This window comes from Collinsella sp. SGI.033 (genome assembly GCF_050315135.1).
In the GTDB taxonomy this organism is placed as follows: Bacteria; Actinomycetota; Coriobacteriia; order Coriobacteriales; family Coriobacteriaceae; genus Collinsella.
Window position 1 is genome coordinate 16,377 of sequence record NZ_JBNPOK010000009.1, and the last position, 21,022, is coordinate 37,398.

The 21,022-nt window shown below is 61.5% G+C and carries 14 protein-coding genes; 3 read left to right on the plus strand and 11 right to left on the minus strand.

Going from position 1 to position 21,022, the window contains the following annotated elements:
* Nucleotides 1-41: 41 nt before the first annotated feature.
* Nucleotides 42-893 carry a type III pantothenate kinase gene (locus ACQRC0_RS04275; RefSeq protein WP_427728039.1) on the minus strand — a complete coding sequence of 284 codons (852 nt, stop codon included), beginning with the start codon at nucleotides 891-893 and terminating at the stop codon, nucleotides 42-44.
* A gap of 306 nt (nucleotides 894-1,199) precedes the next feature.
* Between ACQRC0_RS04275 and ACQRC0_RS04280 the strand changes: the two genes are divergently transcribed.
* Nucleotides 1,200-2,903, plus strand: coding sequence for an OPT/YSL family transporter (locus ACQRC0_RS04280; protein WP_427728042.1), 1,704 nt, complete (start codon nucleotides 1,200-1,202; stop codon nucleotides 2,901-2,903).
* A gap of 209 nt (nucleotides 2,904-3,112) precedes the next feature.
* Entirely contained in the window at nucleotides 3,113-4,252 is a 1,140-nt protein-coding gene (locus ACQRC0_RS04285; protein WP_427728044.1) for a DUF389 domain-containing protein, read from the plus strand.
* A gap of 69 nt (nucleotides 4,253-4,321) precedes the next feature.
* Here the strand turns inward: ACQRC0_RS04285 and ACQRC0_RS04290 are convergent, their stop codons facing one another.
* The 10 genes from ACQRC0_RS04290 to ACQRC0_RS04335 all read right to left on the minus strand — a co-directional run bounded on the left by ACQRC0_RS04290 (nucleotide 4,322) and on the right by ACQRC0_RS04335 (nucleotide 18,635).
* Nucleotides 4,322-6,058: an aryl-sulfate sulfotransferase gene (locus ACQRC0_RS04290; protein ID WP_427728047.1), complete on the minus strand. Its 1,737-nt coding sequence runs from the start codon at nucleotides 6,056-6,058 to the stop codon at nucleotides 4,322-4,324.
* A 150-nt stretch (nucleotides 6,059-6,208) separates the two neighbouring features.
* Nucleotides 6,209-7,006 carry an aminoglycoside N(3)-acetyltransferase gene (locus ACQRC0_RS04295; protein ID WP_427718255.1) on the minus strand — a complete coding sequence of 266 codons (798 nt, stop codon included), beginning with the start codon at nucleotides 7,004-7,006 and terminating at the stop codon, nucleotides 6,209-6,211.
* A gap of 122 nt (nucleotides 7,007-7,128) precedes the next feature.
* On the minus strand, nucleotides 7,129-8,088 hold the full coding sequence (locus tag ACQRC0_RS04300; protein ID WP_154514839.1) for a 3-hydroxyacyl-CoA dehydrogenase: 960 nt from the start codon (nucleotides 8,086-8,088) through the stop codon (nucleotides 7,129-7,131).
* Between the two features lie 415 nt (nucleotides 8,089-8,503).
* A complete protein-coding gene (locus ACQRC0_RS04305) occupies nucleotides 8,504-13,267 on the minus strand; it encodes an acyl-CoA dehydratase activase-related protein (RefSeq protein WP_427728049.1) in 4,764 nt (1,587 codons plus the stop codon).
* A gap of 11 nt (nucleotides 13,268-13,278) precedes the next feature.
* The gene (locus tag ACQRC0_RS04310; RefSeq protein WP_427728052.1) at nucleotides 13,279-13,989 is read right to left on the minus strand and encodes a TetR/AcrR family transcriptional regulator; all 711 of its coding nucleotides are present in this window, start codon (nucleotides 13,987-13,989) and stop codon (nucleotides 13,279-13,281) included.
* Nucleotides 13,990-14,109: 120 nt separating this feature from the next.
* Complete coding sequence (locus ACQRC0_RS04315; protein ID WP_427728054.1) at nucleotides 14,110-14,967, minus strand: HAD-IIB family hydrolase; 858 nt, start codon at nucleotides 14,965-14,967, stop codon at nucleotides 14,110-14,112.
* Nucleotides 14,968-15,051: 84 nt separating this feature from the next.
* On the minus strand, nucleotides 15,052-15,390 hold the full coding sequence (locus tag ACQRC0_RS04320) for a P-II family nitrogen regulator (protein WP_099432138.1): 339 nt from the start codon (nucleotides 15,388-15,390) through the stop codon (nucleotides 15,052-15,054).
* Between the two features lie 188 nt (nucleotides 15,391-15,578).
* Nucleotides 15,579-16,856: an ammonium transporter gene (locus ACQRC0_RS04325; protein WP_427728057.1), complete on the minus strand. Its 1,278-nt coding sequence runs from the start codon at nucleotides 16,854-16,856 to the stop codon at nucleotides 15,579-15,581.
* 198 nt (nucleotides 16,857-17,054) lie between these two features.
* Nucleotides 17,055-18,074: a putative ABC transporter permease gene (locus tag ACQRC0_RS04330; protein ID WP_427728060.1), complete on the minus strand. Its 1,020-nt coding sequence runs from the start codon at nucleotides 18,072-18,074 to the stop codon at nucleotides 17,055-17,057.
* 3 nt (nucleotides 18,075-18,077) lie between these two features.
* A complete protein-coding gene (locus ACQRC0_RS04335; RefSeq protein ID WP_427728062.1) occupies nucleotides 18,078-18,635 on the minus strand; it encodes an HD domain-containing protein in 558 nt (185 codons plus the stop codon).
* 227 nt (nucleotides 18,636-18,862) lie between these two features.
* Here ACQRC0_RS04335 and ACQRC0_RS04340 point away from each other — a divergent pair, with 227 nt between their 5' ends.
* Nucleotides 18,863-20,644 (plus strand): 1-deoxy-D-xylulose-5-phosphate synthase, encoded by a 1,782-nt coding sequence (locus ACQRC0_RS04340; protein WP_427728065.1) that lies wholly within the window; start codon nucleotides 18,863-18,865, stop codon nucleotides 20,642-20,644.
* The last annotated feature ends 378 nt before the right edge of the window (nucleotides 20,645-21,022 follow it).

Sequence of the window (21,022 nt, forward strand, 5' to 3'; positions counted from 1 at the left end):
GAAAGGTGGGGCTGTTTCTCCCGGCGCCGACGTCCTTGGCTTTATGCGCGGCGAGGCTTTTGGTTGATGCGGTACAGCTCGGCGAGACCCCGCAGCGTCAGCGCGTCGTCTACCGTCAGGCTGTGGCCGACCAACGCCGCGAGCGCCTCGGCATCGTCGCCGGTGATGACAATGGGCACGCTGCCCTCGCCTGCCGCCTTGGTCGAGCGCATCTCGGCAAGCACCATGTCGAGCATGCCGTCGATACGGGCCACCTCGCCCAAGACCACGCCCGAGCGCATGGCCTCGCGCGTGTTGCGACCGATCACATGCGTGGGTGCCGAGGGCTCGACTTGCGGCAGGCGCGCCGCAGCGGCCGAGAGCGAGCGAGCGCCGAGCGCCAGCCCCGGCGCGATAACACCGCCGACAAAGGTTCCGCGTGCATCGATGACCTCGATATTGGTCGTAGTGCCCAGGTCGATCACGATGCACGGAGAGCCGTAGACGGCACGGGCCGCCACGGCGTCGGCGATGCGATCGGGACCGATCTCGGCCGGGTCGTCGTAATGCACGGGCATGCCGGTCTTAAGTCCTGGCCCCACGGTGAGCACGCGCCCCGTGCAGGTACGGGAAAGTGCCGCCTTCCACGGGCGCTCGAGCGCCGGCACCACGCAACTCAGCACTGCTGCCGCGGGAACGAGCACACCAGGCATGCCCGCATCGGCTGCCAGTGCGCCCATGACCCGCGCGAGCCTCATACGCGCCTCATCGGCCGTAACGCTCGGCGGCGTCGTGATCTCGCACGTCGCAAGCGGGCATTCCTGCGCCGCGGCCGAATCCTCGGCAAACAGACCAAAGCGAATGAACGTGTTGCCCACGTCGACCGTCAATATATATGCGCACCCATTAAGCATCGTCGGCGCTCCTTTCGTCTGCCCAGCAGTATATCGCCTACCCGAACCAGCCATCCCAGGTAGTCATTTTGGGACGGGGCTATTTTAGCTACCCCAATATGTCGGATGATATTTGCCCCAATCCCAGATAATTCGTCGACTGTCAAAGGGTAGCTAAAATAGCCCCGTCCCAAAATGACTACCTTGCCGCTATACTGATGCGCAGTCGTGCGCGAGCTCACGCGGCGGCCCTTGGTAACCCGACTTCCCGCGCCGTATCCGTAGCGGCGCTTTCGGGGGAAGCGGATATACGCAAAGGAGTTCTATATGGGCAATCCCTCGAACCGCACTTCTATGCGCGGTCAACTCACGCTGCGCGGCGTCGTCATCGGCGCCCTTGGCTGCGTGATTATCACGGCAAGCTCGGCCTACACGGCCCTCAAGATGGGCGCCCTCCCCTGGCCGATCATTTTCGCTGCCGTCATCTCGTTGTTCTTCCTTAAGCTCATGGGCAATGCCAGCCTCAACGAGGCCAACGTTACCCACACCATCATGTCCGCGGGTGCCATGGTCGCCGGCGGCCTGGCGTTTACCATCCCGGGCGCCTGGATGCTGGGCTATGCCGACCAGATCAGCTGGCTCGACATGTTTATCGTGGCGCTCGCCGGCACCATTTTGGGCCTTCTGGCAACGGCGCTCATCCACCGTCACTTTATCGTGGACGCCGCGCTGGAGTTTCCCACCGGCAACGCCGCAGCCCAGACCCTGCGTGCTACCGAGGCCGGCGGCAAGACCGGCAAGCAGCTCTTTGGCTCCATGGCCATCGCAGGCATCTATAGCGTGCTGCGCGACGCCCTGGGCGTGGTGCCCAGCATGCTGTGCACGCTCAATATCCCCGGCGTGACCTTTGCCATCTACAACTCGCCCATGTTGCTGTCCATCGGCTTTTTGGTGGGCTTTGCCCCCGTCGCCTTCTGGTTTGCCGGCGCGCTGCTGGGCAACTTTGGCATTATCGTCGGCGGCACCGCTGCCGGCCTGTTCGATATTGTGACCGCGCAGGGTATCGTCAAGTCCTTAGGTATGGGCCTTATGATGGGCTTTGGCGTCGCCGTCGTCCTCAAAGACATCCTGCCGCAGGTCGCCGGTATCGTCCGCGGTCTTGCCGCCGACAGCTCCACCGACACCGACGAGCAGTCGCTCATCTCGGGCTCGCTTAAGCTCGACGCCGGCATCATCGGCCTGGGCACCGCCGCCATCGCCGTGATCATCGCCATCGCGCTCGACCTTGGCCCCGTCCCAGCCGTCATCGTCACGCTGTTCACCTTTGTCACCACCATCATGAGTGCGCAGAGCTGCGGCCAGACGGGTATCGACCCCATGGAAATCTTTGGCCTCATCGTCATGCTCATCGTAGCGGCCTTCGCGCAGATTGCGCAGGTCAAGCTGTTCTTTATCGCCGGCATCGTGGCCGTGGCGTGCGGCCTTGCGGGCGACGTCATGAACGACTTTAAGGCCGGCGCCGTGCTGGGCACCAACCCGCGCGCACAGTGGATCGGCCAGGCCATCGGCGGCATCGTGGGCGCACTGGTCGCTGCCGCCGTCATGGTCGCGCTCGTCACCGCCTATGGTCCGGACGCCTTTGGTCCCGACAAGAGCTTTGTGGCCGCGCAGGCAAGCGTAGTCGCCACCATGGTCTCGGGCATCCCGAGCGTGCCGTGGTTCGCAGGCGGTTTTATCGCCGGCATCGTCATGTATTGGCTCGGCATTCCGGCCATGATGATCGGTCTGGGCGTGTACCTGCCGTTCTACATGTCGCTCACGGCCTTCTTGGGCTCCTGCGCCAAGCTCGCCTACGACAAGTGGGCAGCCCACCGCGACGCCGGTTCCGGTCTTTCGGGCAAAGAGAAGGCTTCCAAGGATGCTGCCTTCCAGGAGCAGGGCCTGGTCGTCGCCAGCGGCCTGTTGGGAGGCGAGTCCGTCGTTGGTGTTATCCTGGCGTTTGTCTCCGTCGGCCTGAGTCTGCTGGGCTAAACCCAACAACAATGTACCCGTACAGAGCGCGGGGCCGGAGACCATCCGGCCCCGCGCTCTGTATCTGTCGAAACACTCGGCCGCAACCGCATTTGACGTCCCCCTTACCTGCTCGTCTAAGTTTCACGTCAAGATGACCACCCCGCCCGCCACGGTGTAGAGTACATGCTGCGAGCGCACCCGCGTTCCTGCGGCAATACGAGGTGGACATGGAACTCGACAAACAACAGATCAAGCGACTACGCAAACGCCATCACCGGCGCCACGGCATTCGACCTGCCCATAGTGAGGCCCTGGAGAACACCGGCCGCTTCCTAAAGCGCGCATTCAACATTCGCGAGGGTCGCGCGCCCTATCACGTGATTCGCAAGCGCTTTGTAAACGGGGCGCGGCTGACCGGCTCGCACTTATGCATCCTCATCATCGCTATGCTCATCGCGAGCATCGGCCTCGATATCGACTCGGACATTGCCATCGTGGGCGCCATGCTCATCTGCCCACTCATGGGCTCGGTCCTTGCCATGGCATATGGCATCGCCACGCTCGACCGCGAGATTGCCGTCGAGGCCGTCGCCGGCCTCGCGCTACAGATGGCCTTTTGTCTGATCACGTCTACGCTGTATTTTAAGCTCTCGCCCCTTGGCACCACCACGGCCGCCATCATCGACAACTCGACGCCCACTGTGTGGGACCTTGCCGTCGCGCTCGCGGGCGGCTTTGCGGGCGGGCTGGGCAACTCGCGTGACCAGGAACCTGCCACGCTTATCGCCGGCGTGGCCGTGGCGACCGCGCTCATGCCGCCCCTGTGCGCGGCGGGCTATGGCATCGCCATTGCAAGCGGGTCACTGTTTCTCTCGGCGCTTTATGAGTTTGGCGTCAACGTGGTCTTTATCGCACTGGCTGCCGAAGCCGTGCTGCTTCTTTTGCGCGTGCCGCTCAAGCGCGACCTGAACGGCGACGGTATTGTGACTGCTGAAGAAAACGCCGAGGTCAACGAGCTATCGCGCAAGGTGCGCCGCCGCATCATCGTGGGCACGGTGATCTTTGCCATCCCCTGCATTATTATGACGGCGGGGTCTATTGGCTCGGCGCAGGCCGGCGTGCAAGACGGCTACGGCGTCACTGAAACCACGCGCGAACTTGCGGCGGTGCTGCCGGGCTTTAAGGATTACACCGTCGCCGTCGAGACCTCGGCTACCGAGGGCGACAAGGAGGGCGTTGTCGAGCGCCAGACTGTCGCTCGCGTAACGACAAGCGAGACGCTCGGGGCGCACGACCGCCGTGTTGCCCGCAAGCTCATCGACCTCAACGTACCCGAACTCGATCGCGTGGAGTTTGACGTGGAGTGATGCGGAACGTGAGGTAGGCCCGGTACGAGCGCGCGCAGCCGCGGGGCACAGGCACAGCCAAGCGCAGCGCTACAGCTCGTACTTGTACACGCGGTAGATGTACTTCTCGGCTTCCATCTCGTACGAGGCAATGGGCAGTCCATAGCGATCGTACTCGGCAAAGGTCTTGGCTATGCCCGATGCCACGAGCATGCTATTCGAATCGCCGACGCGCTGCGCACTACTTACGTAACCTGAGAACGGCACTGCGATCTGGTCCACAAGCTCGTAGGTGCGCGTGGTCTCGTCCACCGTAAAAATGCGCCCAAACGAATGCGTTCCTTTGCTGTAGTCGGTCACTACCGCAGCGCCCAGCTGGCCCCAGTCAAACTTGGGATAGCTCTCGGCAACACCAAAGTTGTTGTCGTATAGCAGCACCTGGTAGCGACCAGTCGCGGTCGTCTCGTCGTTTGGCAGATAGGTCACACTATGCTGGCCTGCGTTGAGCGAAAAATCGCCTTGAGCCTGCAGCAACTTGTCCTCAAAGCCCGAGCCGGCCCAAAACTCTGGCGAGCCCATAAGCCAATCGACCGTAGGCGTACCGTAGATATCCGTGAGCTTGATGACCGTTGAGGTCTCGCGCGAGCTGAGCAAAACGGTGCCGCCGCCGAGCCACTGGATCGTGTTGATGTGAATCCAATCCAGGTCGCCGTCCGAGGCAACCTTGGCGCTTGCCTTGAGGTCGGGGAATATATCGCCCAGGTCCACGACGAGAGAGACGTCACCTGTTGTTATGTCGACCTTAATGATGAGGTCCTCTACATTAACGCGATCATCCTTATCTTTTTTGGCAGCCGCGCGATCGACGTCCAAATCGGCTTCGGAGCCGGCGTGACTCGCCAGCACCAGCAGGTTGCCATCGTCATCGAAAGCGTAGTCGTGGTGTAGCTCGTAGTCGCCCGTGCTCCAGACGTTTACCACCTGGCCGATGGCGTTGATCTGGGCCATCTTGGTAGTCGAGACGCTCATGATCATGCTGCCGTCGCCCGGGAACAGCAGGCGGTGGCTGCGGTAGCCGACAATCGGCACCTCGCCGCGAATCTGGCCGTCGTTGTCGTAGAGGTACATAAAGTCGAGCTTGGACGAGTCGTTGCCCAGAATAGTAAAGAGACCATCGGCAAGCGGCGTATTGGACTCCCCCGACGTGACGGCGAGCTGCTCTTCTTCCTCGCCTTTGAGAGCCGGCGTCTTGACCGTGAACGTCGAGGTGCGGCTGATACCATCTTGTGCCGTGCAAATGATGGTTACCGTGTTTTTGTGGTTGGGAATGAGGCCGATGACCTTGAACTCGTGTTCCGTGGCCGGCGCGTCGCCGCCGTGGGGCGTATGGGAAAACGCGGCGACCTTGGGCGTGTCACCAGTCTTTTTGCGACCGGCGACCTTGTAGGAGACGGTTACGGAATCCGTTGTCGCAAAGCGAACGTAGCAGCTCAGGGTATCGGTGCCAAAGGGATCCTGCGCGATAAACGGAGTAGTCTCGTTGTAGCCGCCGTCAGCGTACTCGGCATCGAGCCGCTCCTTGATGGCCGCCTGCTTCTCGACGTCGTAGGTCGCGACAATCTGCTTGTGGAGTTTCTTTTGCTCGTCAGTGAGCTCGTTGCTCGCAGTAGATGCGGCGCCCGTGCCGGCCCCGCCGACCGAGCAGCCCATGAGCCCTGTCCCGGCAAGCGCCAGCGCGCCCGCCGCACCCGCAAGAGCCGCTCGACGCGAAAACAGTCTGCTGTCCTTGTCACTCAATTCCATATCGTTACCGTCTTTGAATACCATTGTTGTTCCCTCATATACCACGGCGTTTGCCCAGCCCTGTCTAATTATGACTCGCAGTTTAACAAACGCCCCTTAATGCAAGTTAAAGCTTGTAGCGATACGGAAACGCGGGGCGCGAAGGGAATCCGCAACCCTTCCGCTCCCAAGTGATCAATCGGAGCGGCCGCGATGGTGCTCGATCCAGTCCACGGCAAAGTCGACAAGTTCACGTTGGCGCATAAAGCGGATTGTCCCGTTGCCGAGCGGCGCGGTGCTGACCGTACATTCCCGCTCAAAAGCAGCGCCGATCTCGTCGAAGTCCTCGCCGTCGACATAGAGCGTGCGGTATTCCTTCCATGCGCGTCGGCCGTTTTCCATGACCGCACTGTGCTCAACGCAGTCGTGTTTGCGGGGGTACTGTGCACGGGCGTCTGCTAAATGCAGTGACGTATTCTTGTCGTAGCCCACGCCCACAAGCAGCACGTAGCCGTCCAAATCGTACAGGCGAGCGATGGGCGATCCGTTGCCAAAGATATTGCTTAGGTCGTGGTTCTCCGTCAGGAACTGCGCATGCCGGCCATTTGCCGCCACCGAACGCGCCGGGTGATCGCTCCTGAGCGTACCCGGCCACGTGCGAAACATTTCGGCTACGGCTCCCATCGTGTTGGTGGGCGTGATGCGCTTGTCATAGGCAGGCCAGTTATCGCGAATCAACTGCCACCATTCTTGGGGCTCTTGCCAATGAACGCCGCTCTCGGGGTCCAAGTTTTTCCATGATTGCGTCGGCATCATGACGGTGCCGGTTTCGCCCACCGTCTGGAGCAGCGCCTCGATCACTGGTTGAGCGCCGCCGCACACATATCCAAGTGCGCTGAGCGAGCAATGGACCATAACCGTCTGCCCCGCGCACATACCGACGGCGGAGAGCGCGTCGAGGATATCCTGCTTAAGCACGATTTGCCGATCCATTGCCGTTCCCCTCTATCCCCACGCATCAGTTGCATTTGCGTCATGCGCCAAAATGGCACACGGGCCATGCGGCGCACTGACAATGCAAAAGATACGTTTCTCAATGTTGCCGAGGAATCTTTTTAGTACTTGAAGAAGCCCTCGCCCGAGCTTTCGCCCAGCTTGCCTTCGTCGAGCATCTGCTTGAGGACGGATGCCATGGCCTTAAAGTTGTAGGGCATCATCATCTTTTTGAGCAGCGGGCTCACCAAGCCCGGCACCTTCTGATACTGCATGACGATGTTGTAGGCCGTCTGGATGCCCACGGTGTCGAACACGCGGAACGGGCCCTTGGGCGCGCCAGTGCCGCGCGTCCATGCGAGGTCGATGCTCTTGGGGTCGCTGACGCCCGAGACGTACAGATCAAGGCCCGAAAGCAGCCACGGCACCAGCATGGAATTGAGCAGATAGCCGTTCTTTTCCTTGTTGACGGGCAGGGCAAGCATACGGATGTCGCTAGCAAAGTCGACGAGCTCATCGAAATAGCGCTTGTCGGTCTGGTCCTGAGCCATGACCTCGGTCATGTTGTTCTTCCAGATGGAGTTGGCAAAGTGCAGCGACAGGTACTTCTCGGGGCGGCCGGTGTACTTGGCAAAAGTGCTCGGCAGCAGCGTGGAGGAGTTCGTCACGACAACGGTCTTTTGCGGGAGAACCGGGGCGAGCTTCTTGTAGAAGTCGATCTTTGCCTGGGTGTCCTCGGCCATCGACTCGATAACCAGATCGGCGTCGGCCACTGCCTTGGCAAGATCGAGCTCTAGCTTGAGTGTGGAGTAGGCACGCTCGACGGCGGCGAGCGCCGCCTCCTTGTCGAAGGGCTGGTCGCTATCGGCGATACCGGCACACCACTCGCCCGTGCCGTCCGCCATGCCCTCGATAGCCGCGATGTACTCCTCGCGCACATGATCGATCTTGGGCTGAGTGCGGCCGATGCTGCCCTCGCTGCGCAGCCAGATCGTCACATCGAAGCCGCAGTAGGCAGCCTGAAAGGCAATCTGGCTTCCCAACACGCCGCCACCGGCAACACAAACGGTCTTGTAGCTCATAGGAACAGTCCTCTCTTACGTAATTCCATGGATGTGTATTTATTCAACCGTAAGGATGACGCGCGCTGGGGGTGGGTTCCATAAACGGACGGTAATTTGCGGCGAACGGCTACACCTGTTCATTAACTCTCGATTTTGAGGGCATTTTTTGGCGCTGCTGAACCGCTGTTTTCGGAAGTGCGGGGAAAAATCGGGGTTCGCCGACCAGACTGGCTTTTTTTACAACAAAACCGCAGGTCGCGAGAGTCTAAAAAGGCGGTGTGCTCAGGAGGTTCGCGTTTTCCCCGCACTTCCGAAATTCGAGTGCACAGAATGCTGCAACAAAACGATTTACGCAACATATGTCCAGCAAAAACGGGTGGTAGCCGGTACGGCTGCCACCCGTTTGCCTCATATCTAGCGCATAGCAGGCCAACTACTTCTTAATGCCGCGTCCCAGACGCTTGGCGACCGATGCAACGGCCTCCTCGCTGGCCGAGCCACAGCTCACGCAGCCACCATGGTCACGCATCTGGCCGGTGACCTCGTCCATCGCGAGCGGCGCCACCTTCTCGAGCTTAAAGCCCTTACCGGCGCGCATGTTTTCCTTGGCCACGCTGATCATGAGCTTAATGCGGTTGAGCTGGTTGACCTCGGACGCGCCGGGGTCGTAGTCCACCGCGACAATGTTGCTCTCGGGGTGCTGACGGCGCAGCTCCTTGATCACGGCCTTGCCCACCACGTGGTTAGGCAGGCACGCAAAGGGCTGCGTGCAGATGATGTTGGGCGCGCCATGGTCAATCAGGTCGAGCATCTCGGCCGTGAGCAGCCAGCCTTCGCCCATGTTGTTGCACACCGAAAGCACCGTACGGGCCTTGTCCGCCATGGTGCCGATGCGCTCGGGCGCCTCAAAGCGGCGGGACTTTTGGAGCAGCTCCTCCACCGGCGTACGCATCCAGTCCACGAGCTTGATGAGCGCCTGCATACCAGCGCGCGTGGTTGCAGAGCTTCCGAGCTCATCCTTCTGCAGCTCGGCGTTGCTCATGGAGTACAGGAAGAAGTCGAGCAGGCCCGGCACCACGGCCTCGCAGCCCTCGCGCTCGATAACGTCGACCACGTGGTTGTTGGCTGTGGGGTGGAACTTGACCAAGATCTCGCCGACCACGCCCACGCGCGGCTTGGTGCCCTCACCCACGAGCGGCATGGTGTCGAACGCGCGGATGGCCTCGCGGCACAGCTTGGTGTAGTTGTGGCGGTTGAACTTGGGCGCCAGCTTGCGGGCGCGCGCCATGTACTCCTCGTAGAGTGCGTTGGCGGCACCGGGCGTAGCCTCGTATGGACGACAGCGATAAAGCATCTGCATCATCACGTCGCCAAAGAGCACCGCGTAGACTGCCTGCTTAAGCAGCGCCGGCGTAATTTTAAAGCCGGGGTTGTCCTCACCGAGCGCCACCGCCGAAAGCGAGATCACCGGAATCTCGGGGTGGCCGCTCTCGCGCAGGGCCTTGCGGATGAGTGCGATGTAGTTGGTGGCACGGCAGCCGCCGCCTGTCTGGCTGATAACCACGGCCGTCTTGGACAGGTCGTACCGGCCGCTCTCGATGGCCTCCATAATCTGGCCGGTCACCAAAATGGACGGATAGCAAATGTCATTGTTCACATAGCGCAGGCCGGCCTCGACGGCGTCGTGATCGGTCGAGGGCAGCAGCTCCAAGTTGTAGCCGGCACCGCGGAACACCTCTTTGACCAGGTCAAAGTGGATCGGCGCCATCTGCGGGCACAGGATGGTGTAGCCCTCCTCGCGCATCTGCTCGGTAAAGGGCACCTTGGGCCACGCGGTCGATGCGCTCTCGCGCTGAGCCTCGAACGTGTACTTGCGGCTCGCGAATGCGGGGGCATCCGTGGAGGGAGCCACCGGCGCGGCATCGCCCTGCTCGTAGGTCTCGCCCGCGGCCGCGGCCTCGGCCAAACGCTCGGCCTCCTGGTCCTTAAGCGCGGCCATGAGCGAGCGGATGCGGATGCGCGCGGCGCCCAGATTGGACACCTCGTCGATCTTGAGCACGGTATAGATCTTGCCGCTGGCCTCCAGAATCTCCTGCACCTGATCGGTAGTCAGAGCGTCCAGGCCGCAGCCGAAAGAGTTGAGCTGGATCAGGTCCAGGTCGTTGCGCATCGTCACAAAACGGGCGACGGCGTACAGGCGGCTGTGGTACATCCACTGGTCGACGACGCGGATGGGGCGCTCGGGCTTCACCAGGTGCGCAAGCGAATCCTCGGTAAAGACCGCAAAGCCAAAGCTCGAGATAAGCTCGGGCAGGGCGTGGTTGATCTCGGGGTCGTTGTGGTAGGGGCGGCCGGCGAGCACGATGCCGTGACCGCCGTGGTCCTCGACCCACTTAAGGGTCTCCTCGCCCATGGTCTGGATGTCCTCGTGGAAGCGTGCATCGGCCTCAAAGGCAGCGTTGACGGCGGCATCGACCTCGGAGCGCGTGATCTTGGGACCGCGCACGCGACCGCGACCGGCCTCAGCATCGGCCACGCGGTCGACGGCAAGCACCTGGTACAAGCGGCGCTTGAGCTCGGTCTTGTCGTGATAGGGCACAAACGGGTACAGGAACTCGATGTTCTGCTCACGGATCTCGTCGATGTTGAGCGCCAGCGCCGTGGGGTAGCTCATGACGATGGGGCAGTTATAGCAATTGCCAGCCGTCGGATCCTCCTTGCGCTCCCAGCGCACGCACGGCATCCAGATAAAGTCGACATCGCGGTCGATAAGGTTCATCACGTGGCCGTGGCTCATCTTGGCCGGATAGCACACGCTCTCGGACGGCATGGACTCGATGCCCGCCTGGTAGGTCTTCTTGCTCGACTGGTCGGACAGCTGCACGCTAAAGCCCAAGCGCGTAAAGAACGCGTGCCAGAAGGGGTAGTTCTCGTACATGTTGAGTGCGCGCGGGATACCCACGGTGCCGCGCGGGGCCTCGTCGGGGCTCAGCACCTCGCGATTAAAGAGCAACTCGTTTTTCTTTTTGAAGAGGTTAGGGGCCTCGGTCTTTTGCTTTTTGTGGCCGGCGCCCTTCTCGCAGCGGTTGCCGGTAATGAAGCGCCTACCGCCGCCAAAGTCGTTGACGGTGAGCTGGCAGTTGTTGGAGCAGCGACCGCAGCGGACGTGCTTTTGCGTCACAGTGAGGTGCGCGATGTCCTCGGCCGAAAGGATGGTCGAGGTGCCGTCGGCGCCAGCGCGATCGCGGGCGAGCAAGGCCGCACCATAGGCGCCCATGCAGCCGGCGATGTCGGGACGCACGGCGTGAACGCCGGTGAGCTGCTCAAACGCGCGCAGCGTGGCATCGGACATAAAGGTGCCGCCCTGGACGATCACCTGGCTTCCGATCTCCTTGGGATCGCGCAGCTTAATGACCTTGAACAGGGCATTCTTAATGACGGAATAGGACAGACCGGCCGCGATGTCGCCCACCGTGGCGCCTTCCTTTTGCGCCTGCTTAACACGCGAATTCATAAAGACCGTGCAGCGACTGCCCAGGTCCACCGGAGCCTTGGCATGGATGGCGGCGTCGGCGAACGCGCGCACGTCCATGTTCATAGAGACGGCGAAGCTCTCGATAAAGCTACCGCAGCCCGACGAGCAGGCCTCGTTGAGCATGATGTGCTCGATAACGCCGTCCTTGACGCGCAGGCACTTCATGTCCTGGCCGCCGATGTCCAGGATAAACTCGACGCCGGGCAGGAATGCCTTGGCTCCGCGCAGGTGCGCGACGGTCTCGATCTCGCCGGAGTCGGCCTTGAGGGCCTCGATGAGCAGCGCCTCGCCGTAACCCGTGGTGGTCACGTGGCCGATGGTGCAGCCGGCGGGGATGTGGTTGTAGAAATCGGCCATGATGACCTTGGCCGTACCCAGGATGTCACCGTTGTTATTGCCGTACCAGGTATGCAGCAACTGGCCGTCCTCACCCACAAGCGCGGCCTTCATGGTGGTGGAACCGGCGTCGATACCGATGAACACGCGACCGGTGTAGCCTTCGAGCTTGCCCTTGGGGACGACTTCGGTGTCGTGGCGGGTCTTGAACTCGGCAAAGTCCTCGTCGGTGGCAAAGAGCGGATCCAGACGCTCGACCTCGGCGCCCTGTGTGTCACCCAGGGCATCGATGGCCTCGATGAGCTGCGGGAACGTGCTGAGCTTATTGGACTCGTGCGCCATGGCGGCACCGCTCGCCACAAACAGGTGAGCATTTTGGGGCACGATGCGGTGCTCCTCGTCCAGGTTGAGCGTGAGGTAGAAGCGATGGCGCAGCTCGGAGAGATACTGCAGCGGGCCGCCCAGGAAGGCGACGTTACCGCGGATGGGACGGCCGCACGCCAGGCCCGAGATGGTCTGGGTCACGACAGCCTGGAAGATGGAGGCGGCCACGTCCTCGGGGCGGGCGCCCTCGTTGAGCAGCGGCTGCACGTCGGTCTTGGCAAAAACGCCGCAGCGGCTGGCGATGGGATAGATGGTGGTGGCGTTGGCCGCGAGTTCGTTAAGGCCGCTGGCGTCGGTGTGCAGCAGGGTTGCCATCTGGTCGATGAACGCACCCGTACCGCCGGCACAGGTGCCGTTCATGCGCTGCTCGATGCCGTTATCGAAGTAGATGATCTTGGCGTCCTCGCCGCCCAGCTCGATGGCGACATCGGTGGCCGGGATGAGGGTCTCGACGGCGCGTTTGCTGGCGATGACCTCTTGGACAAACTCCAGGTCGAGCCATTGGGACAGCAGCAGACCGCCCGAGCCGGTAATGGCGCAGGTCATCTGGGCCGTCGGCAGCACGGCCGCAGCGCCCTCGAACAGGTCGCGGGCGCAAGCGCGGACGTCGGTGTGGTGGCGCTGGTACTTGGCGTAGACGATCTGGTTGTCATCGTTGAGCACGGCGAGTTTAACGGTGGTGGAGCCCACATCGATGCCCAGGTGCAGGTTGCCGTGGGCGGCCTCGGGGTTGAAGATTGCGCCTTCGGGGGCGTGGGCGGTGGCTGCGGGCTCGCTAGCGACGGACGTCTCCCCTACCGAGTTCTTGGCATCGGCAACTGCCTCGGCAACTTTCTCGGCAGCCGCGGTCGCGGCCTTCTGCGCGGCGTCCACCACGGTGGGCGCAGCCTCGCGTGCGGCGGCGACCATGCGGTCCTTGATGCCCTCGACGAGTTTGCTCATTGTCTCTCCTCTTAGTTGTTGGACTCGACGGTTGCGGGGGTGTCGGCCGCGTCCTCGAGCTGCAAGTTCAATAGCTTCATGCCGTACTCCGGCACGTTGATATCGATGGGTTGGCCATACAGGTCACCAGGACGCACAAAAGCGAGCACCGTCATCATGCGCGCCATGGCCTCGGGCGATTCGGTGAGCCCACGCTCAAACCAGCGCTGAATCATGCCGACCTCGGCACTCACGACGTAGGTGACGTAGTAGTCAAAGAACGTGCCCAGCGCCAGGCCCAAAATGCCCGTCTGTGCACGCGGCACCACAGCCTCACGTGCGGTGTCGATAATCCTTTTAATGAAGGCCTGGTCGCCGCCCGGACCCAGCAGCGCACCGATCAAGTCGCGGTTGGCCGCAAGATAACGCAGTAGCTCAACCGAACCGGGCGCCGGCTCGAGCTCATCGATGTTGTGATAGAGATCGGGCAGCCGAGCTGCGGTGATGAGCTCAATACGCTCACGGATCTCGGCCAGCAAGCCGTCCTCGATTTGATTGATAAAGTCGGGGATATCGCGGTAGTGCGAATAGAACGTACGGCGCGTGAGGCCAGCACGCTCGGTGAGCGACGCGACGTTAATGCGCGAAAGATCGCCGCTTTCGGCTAGTTCGCTGGCAAGTGCCTGGCGAAGGGCACGCTGCGAGCGAAGGGACCGGCGATCGCATTTCTCGAGCTGGGACAAGCGTCCTCCTTGTTACTCTGCCTGTGCGCTATTGCACAGTGCGAGTATTATTGCACACCGTGTGTATCAACACGTAAAGGCAATATTTGGATGCGACGAAGGGGCAGTCCCTTTGTCACATTATTCGATGATGGTGCGGGAATTTTGCTTATGCATGGTGGCAAGCATGTGTTTGGGGACGGCATGGACCATGCAGCTGCCGATAGTTGCGCTCGCGGCGGCCTTGGCGGCATCGCTGCCGTTTTTGGTCGCGTAGCTGTGGCGGAAGCGCTTGAGCATGGCGATGTCGTTGCCGCCGTCGCCGTAAACCGCGACCTCGTCCTCGGCAATGCCGTAGTAGCCCGCCAACCAGGCCACGCTCTCACCCTTGTTGCACGCCACGTCCGTGATCTCGAACATCACCGGATCGAACGGCGCGTTGACCACGCGGTCCGAGCGCTCGGCCAAATACGCCTTAAGGTCGCGCTCCAGCTCGGGCGAGGTCACGCGACAATTGATCTTGCATACGTCATGGCGCAGGATGTCACCGATCGACTGGTCGAAATATTGCTCCTCGTGATACCCCCCACGTGCACGCATGCCGCGCATCACGATGCGCTTGATAGGACTGTCCTTTTTAAAGCCCGCCTGGTGCATCTCGAACGATCCGCTCGAGAACATGCCATCGGGCGTGGAGCAGTCGAAGCAAATGTCCGGGAACGCCTTGAGCAGCTCCTCGGTAACCTGCGGGTCGATGGTCCAGGTCTTGAGCACCTCGCCATGGCTGTTGCGTACGATGGACCCATTGGAGCAGCAGGCGTCAAGCGCCAGGCCCGTAAAGCCATGCTCGCCGATCGGCAGCGTCGAGCGCCCGGTCGCGGGAACCACATGCAGGCCAGCTTCGGTCAGCTCGCGAATGGCACGGCGGATGGTCCCGTCTGCCTCGTGCAGGGCGTTCAGCAGCGTTCCGTCTAAGTCGCTCGCAAACATCTTGATCATGGGCATGCCTCTCCTTCGTCTGCACGATATTGTAGACGAGAACGGGCGCGCCCCAAGAGAGGCACACCCGTCAGGCGGTCGATTCTACACCGCGGCGGGGCCGTGTTCGCCGGTGCGGATGCGGATAACTTCCTCGACCGGCTCGACCCAGATCTTGCCGTCGCCGACGGCGCCGGTGCGGGCGGCGTTGCAGATGATGTCGACAATTCCGTCGACATGCTCATCGGCGCAGATAAGGGTGAACTGTACCTTAGGGATCGTGTTGACTAGCAACTCGTTGCCGCGCACGTATTCCTTCCAGCCATGCTGCGCGCCGCAGCCCTGCACCTGGTTAATAGTCATGCCACGAACATCGGCAGCAAACAGCGCATCTTTAAGAACCTCAAGCTTTTCCTGACGCACGATAGCCGTGATCTTTTTCATAATGAATTCCTCCCAATAAAAGAAATGAATTGCCATTCAACGACGCGGGTTTTCGAGGTGCCCGAGATTACCCCGAAAGAGGAGCGCCGCGTACTTCGGTACGCAAGCGACGGTTTGAGGGGTAAGGTCGGGTGCCTGGGAAAGCCGCGCGACGATTGAACGGCAAGGTGCGGTGCTTGGGGAAGCTGCTAATCGAGCCCGGAGAACGAGGGATACGCGCTCTCGCCGTGCTGACTCGCATCCAAGCCCAGCGCCTCGTCTGCCTCGTCCACGCGCAGGCCGCCATGGAACAGCGCCTTGACCACCGCGGCGATCACCAAATCGAGCACCAGCACAATAGCGACTGTCACCACAATGCCCAAGATCTGCGAGATGAGCAGCGACACGTCGCCCGTGTAGAACAGGCCGCCCTTACCGGTCCACGAGAGCTCCGGCACGCAGAACAGGCCCGTGAGCACGCCGCCCAAGATGCCGCCGATGCCGTGGCAGCCAAACGCGTCGAGCGCATCGTCGTAGCCAAACTTGGTCTTAAGATGGCTGATAGCCAGGTAGCAGACAGGTGATACGATCAGGCCCATGACCAGCGCCGCCCACGGCTCGACAAAGCCCGCACCCGGCGTGACCACCACAAGGCCCGCAACCAGACCGGTGCTGGCACCCACCAGCGTGGGGCGACCGGTATGCACGCGCTCGACGACAAGCCACGAGACCATGCCCGCCGCGCTGGCCGTCACGGTGTTGAGGATGGCGAGCGCGGCCACGGCGTCGGCCTTAAACTCGCTGCCGCCGTTAAAGCCAAACCAGCCAAACCAAAGCAGGCCGGCGCCCAGCGCCACAAACGGCACGTTATGCGGGCGGTAGCTCACCATGCCAAAGCCGCGACGACGGCCGAGCATTAAACAGAGAATCAGGCCCGTCAGACCGGACGAGATGTGCACCACGTCGCCGCCCGCAAAGTCGAGCGCGCCGATGATGTCGCCGATAAAGGAACCCTCACCGCCCCAGACCATGTGGGCGAGCGGCGCATAGACCACGAGCAGCCAAATGCCCAGGAAGGCCGTCATGGCACCAAACTTAACGCGGCCGGCCAGGCTGCCCGTGACGATAGCAGCCGTGATCATGGCAAATGCCATCTGGAAGGCGATGTTGATGATCTGAGGGTAGACGGCACCGTCCGCAGCATTGCCCTCGGCCGCCTGCAGCACCTGGTTGAGCACCGGCAGGCACAGCAGCTGGTCAAGGCCTCCAATAAACGGGCTCGAGCCGTCGCCGCCGTAGGCCAGCGACCAGCCGGCAACAATCCACAGCACACCAACCAGGCCAATGGCGCCAAAGCACATAAGCATGGTGTTGATGACATTTTTGCGCCTGGACAGGCCACCATAGAAAAACGCCAGACCCGGTGTCATTAAAAACACGAGCATGGTGCAGATGAGCATAAACGTTGTCGATCCCGTATCGTACATTCGCTCCCCTTTGGTCGCATGAACGTTGTCGGCGCCCATAATGCGGCCGAGGGGCAACTGGTGTAGACCAGATACGGCGTTGTTAAACGCTGCGTTGTCGAATGGAAACGGTGCCGCAATCTTGGAAACGGCGCGGCAACGGACGCGAAACGAACGGGAAATACGCGAGCAAGGGAGCCGTGAGCGTGCCCTTCCCGGCTAGCGCCGAAACAGCTCGTGGGCGCGGTCGCGGAGATTAGTTGCTCGAATGACACCTTCGTAGCGATTGATGCGCAGACGCGGGAAGGCATTGAAGAAGCGCAGGTCGCGACGGCTGAGCGACACACTCGGCACCGGACGGCTCATGCGCTTACCGGCAAGGCGACGACTGAGCGACGGACGCGGCATGCTCGGCGCGGCATCGGCGACGCGGCGGGCGGCAAGCGCCAGGCCGCGAGCACCATCCGAGATAAACGTCGGCATCGAAGCCTTCTCGCGCAGGGCATCGAGCGCCGCGTCGCCCAGCTCGGCCAGCCACGCGTTAACGGCGCGGCTACGGATATGCGTCTGCGCTACCGAGTCAATCGTCGAATCGGGAATACGTTCGAGCATGGAGTCCGAGGCATCGGCAAGCGACTCATTGATGCGGTCGGCAAGGTCGGCGCGCACACGCTCCAGCTGATCGGACAGGCGACGCCAACTGGCCAAAGAGAACACCGCGTCGACCATCATCGCAACCGCGACGATAAAGGCGGACAGCCGCACAATCAGCACCGGCAGATGGCCAAGCAGTCCCAGCAATGCCGGCTCCACTAAACGACAAATGCACAACGCGCCCAGGCCAAACGCGCAGGCCCAGTACAGGCAGATACGTCCGTGCAAGTTAAACGGCAGGTGCGAATAGTCCCAAAAGCGTGCGCCTGTTGTCTTTTCCAATAGAAGGCCCACACTGTACTCGATTACGCTGCACACAAGCGCCGCGGCGACAAACTGGCTCGACGCGTCAGGAATTCCGCGCAACAGCAGCCAGCAGGCAATGCCGCCCGCGCCATAGATAGGGCAGCACGGCCCCAGCAAAAAGCCACTGTTGGCAAATCGCCCGTGGTTGAGCATGGCGCAGACTGTCGATTCCCATGCCCAACCGCAAAAACCGTAGAAGGCAAACGAGAGCACCAGCGCCGAGAGCGGGCAGGCGGCAAGCGTCGCGCCGTCAAATGCCATGTCGATCGCGGTCCCCACCGTCTATCCTCTCCTCTTTTCACTCGAATCTTTGCTCGAGCCGTCGCTCGAGCCCTCGTTCGAATCGTTCGCGCCGTCTTTGCGCGGCAGACGGCCGGCGACCGTCTCGCGCAGAGCGCACCATTTATCCGCCAGGCACACAATCCATGCCTCACGACACGTCGGCGGCACCGGCACCAGCGGAAACATATGCCGCACGATAATATTCCGCTCGCGCGACGTCAGCTCAAAATCTTCCTCCGCACGCGCCAGGGCAAAAAACGGATGCCGAAAGCCATGCAGCCGATGGCTTGGGTCGGGATCGTGCCAGTCATAAAGAAAGTAATCGTGCAGCAGGGCCCCTCGCAACAGCGAGCCGCGGTCGACGGAGATACCGACACGGCCCAAGCGCTCGGCAAAGGACAGGCTCGCCCGCGCTACCGAAGTCACATGTGCATATACCGTCACGTCGCCATGCTGGATAAACTCGCGCGTCAGGTCCAGACGACCCGCCTGGGCGAGCTGACGGGCGGCATAGTCGACCTCGTGCGCGATTTTCTCGGCACGAACGACATCGGACATGCTGCCTCCTTCCAGCGACACACGGCGACAAGCCACAGCCTGCACGCATTGAATAAATCATCATCGAATCTACCAGTATGGCATCGGACAAAACGTTTTGTCCCACCAGTTGGCGAATTACCGCGCCGCCGTCACATATCAAACGCCAAAATGTGCGAGACTGTTTTGTGCAATTGTGCCGGCCGAGGGAGCGCCGGCGCTCGATTCGCATGGAGTAACCCACAACGATGCTGCTTACGCAAACGACAACGCCCGAGGACGTCAAGGCTCTCGACCGCGCCGAGCTTCCGCTGCTCTGCGGCGAGATCCGCCAGGCAATCCTCGAAAGCTCCGCCGCCGTCGGTGGGCACGTTGCCCCCAACCTGGGCGTCGTTGAGCTTACGGTTGCGCTTCATCGCGTGTTTAACTCCCCCATCGACAAGATTGTCTTTGACGTTTCGCACCAGACCTACGCCCACAAGGCGCTGACGGGGCGCGCGTACACCTATATCGATCCGGAGCGTTATGGTGAGGCTTCTGGCTTTGCCAATCCCGACGAGTCCGAGCACGACCTGTTTGCCATGGGCCATACCTCCACGTCGGTGAGCCTGGGCTGCGGCCTTGCGCACGCTCGTGACCTGGCGGGCGACACGTATAACGTCATTACCGTTATTGGCGACGGCTCGCTTTCGGGCGGCCTGGCGTTTGAGGGCTTTAACAACGCCGCCGAGCTCGACAGCAACTTGATCATCATCGTCAACGATAACGACCAGTCCATCGCCGAAAACCATGGCGGCCTGTATCGCAATCTGGCCGAACTGCGCGCCAGCAACGGCACCTGTGAGCGCAATGTTTTCCGCGCGATGGGGCTCGACTACCGCTATCTGGACGCCGGTAACGATGTGTTGGCCCTCGTCGACGCGCTGCAGGAACTGCGCAATATCGATCATCCCATCGTGCTGCATGTCTCCACCGCCAAGGGCAAGGGCTTTGAGCCAGCCCAGAGCGACCCCGAGCGCTGGCACCATGTGGGTCCGTTTGACATGACTACTGGGCGCAAGCTCTGCCCGGGCCATCCGAGCGAGCCTGCGCCGCGCACCTATGCCGACATTACGGGCGAGGCGCTCAGCGCCGCCATCGAGCGCGATCCGCAGGTCGTGGGCATCACGGCCGCCACGCCCTACATCATGGGCTTTACACCCGAGCTTCGCGCCGCGGCCGGCAAACAGTTCGTCGATGTGGGCATTGCCGAGGAGCACGCCGTGACCTTTGCCACCGCGCTTGCGCGCTCGGGCGCCAAGCCAGTCTTTGGTGTGTACGGCACGTTTTTACAGCGCGCCTACGACGAGTTGTGGCACGACCTGTGCCTCAACGACACCCCCGCAACCATCCTGGTGTTTGGCGCGTCGATCTTTGGCACCACATCCGAGACGCACCTCTCGTTCTTTGATATATCCATGCTGGGCGGACTTCCCAACATGCGCTATCTGGCACCGGCCTGCATGGAGGAATACCTGTCCATGCTGAGCTGGTCGCTCGACCACCGCGAGCATCCCGTGGCGATCCGCGTTCCGGGCATTGGCCTGGTTAGCCGCCCCGATTTGGCGCCCGCCGAGGACACCGACTACAGCGCCGTTCGCTACGACGTGGTGCGTCAGGGCCGCGACGTTGCCGTGCTCGCGCTTGGCGATTTCTTTGAGCTGGGCGAGCGCGTGACAAACCGCTTGGCTGCCGAATACGGCATAGAGGCCACGCTCGTCAACCCGCGCTTTGCAACCGAGCTTGACCGCGAGTCTCTCGATGGCCTTGCCGCCGAGCATCGCGTTGTCGTCACCCTCGAGGACGGCATCTTGGACGGTGGCTGGGGCGAGCGCGTCGCGTGCTACTTGTCCTGCACGCCCGTGCGCACGCGCACCTTTGGCATCGCCAAGGGCTTTCCCGACCGCTACGACCCCAACGAGTTGCTTGCTCAGAACGGCATGACGATTGAGAACATGGCCGCCGAAGCAGTACGCCTGCTGAACGAGTAGAAAAACCTCCGCAAGGGAAGCACCCCTGCGGAGGTTTTTATTTTCCCAACTCAATTGTCTCGATCTGTAACACCTAGAGGACAAATCCTCGCCCAATTGTTACAGATCTAGACAAACCGTCTTTGCCCCTGTTGTTTGTCTCAATCTGTAACAGATAGAAACCTTTTGTCCGTCCAGATGTTACAGATCGAGACACTCAAGTCCCCCTAAAGAGAAAATCTCAATCTGTAACAGTTACTCGGCAAAAATGGCTGCAGATGTTACAGATTGAGACAAAACAGCGAGGCAGGCCGCCATATGTCGCGTTGCCGCCATTATAGCGACCGCCGCGAGCGACCATGCCGTCCGCAAAACGCTATCTCAGCTGCAATAACTGAC

Coding starts and splice junctions, on each gene's coding strand:
- ACQRC0_RS04275 (WP_427728039.1), bottom strand. CDS start 893: ATGCTTAATGGGTGCGCATATATATTGACGGTCGACGTGGGCAACACG.
- ACQRC0_RS04280 (WP_427728042.1), top strand. CDS start 1,200: ATGGGCAATCCCTCGAACCGCACTTCTATGCGCGGTCAACTCACGCTG.
- ACQRC0_RS04285 (WP_427728044.1), top strand. CDS start 3,113: ATGGAACTCGACAAACAACAGATCAAGCGACTACGCAAACGCCATCAC.
- ACQRC0_RS04290 (WP_427728047.1), bottom strand. CDS start 6,058: ATGGTATTCAAAGACGGTAACGATATGGAATTGAGTGACAAGGACAGC.
- ACQRC0_RS04295 (WP_427718255.1), bottom strand. CDS start 7,006: ATGGATCGGCAAATCGTGCTTAAGCAGGATATCCTCGACGCGCTCTCC.
- ACQRC0_RS04300 (WP_154514839.1), bottom strand. CDS start 8,088: ATGAGCTACAAGACCGTTTGTGTTGCCGGTGGCGGCGTGTTGGGAAGC.
- ACQRC0_RS04305 (WP_427728049.1), bottom strand. CDS start 13,267: ATGAGCAAACTCGTCGAGGGCATCAAGGACCGCATGGTCGCCGCCGCA.
- ACQRC0_RS04315 (WP_427728054.1), bottom strand. CDS start 14,967: ATGATCAAGATGTTTGCGAGCGACTTAGACGGAACGCTGCTGAACGCC.
- ACQRC0_RS04320 (WP_099432138.1), bottom strand. CDS start 15,390: ATGAAAAAGATCACGGCTATCGTGCGTCAGGAAAAGCTTGAGGTTCTT.
- ACQRC0_RS04325 (WP_427728057.1), bottom strand. CDS start 16,856: ATGTACGATACGGGATCGACAACGTTTATGCTCATCTGCACCATGCTC.
- ACQRC0_RS04335 (WP_427728062.1), bottom strand. CDS start 18,635: ATGTCCGATGTCGTTCGTGCCGAGAAAATCGCGCACGAGGTCGACTAT.
- ACQRC0_RS04340 (WP_427728065.1), top strand. CDS start 18,863: ATGCTGCTTACGCAAACGACAACGCCCGAGGACGTCAAGGCTCTCGAC.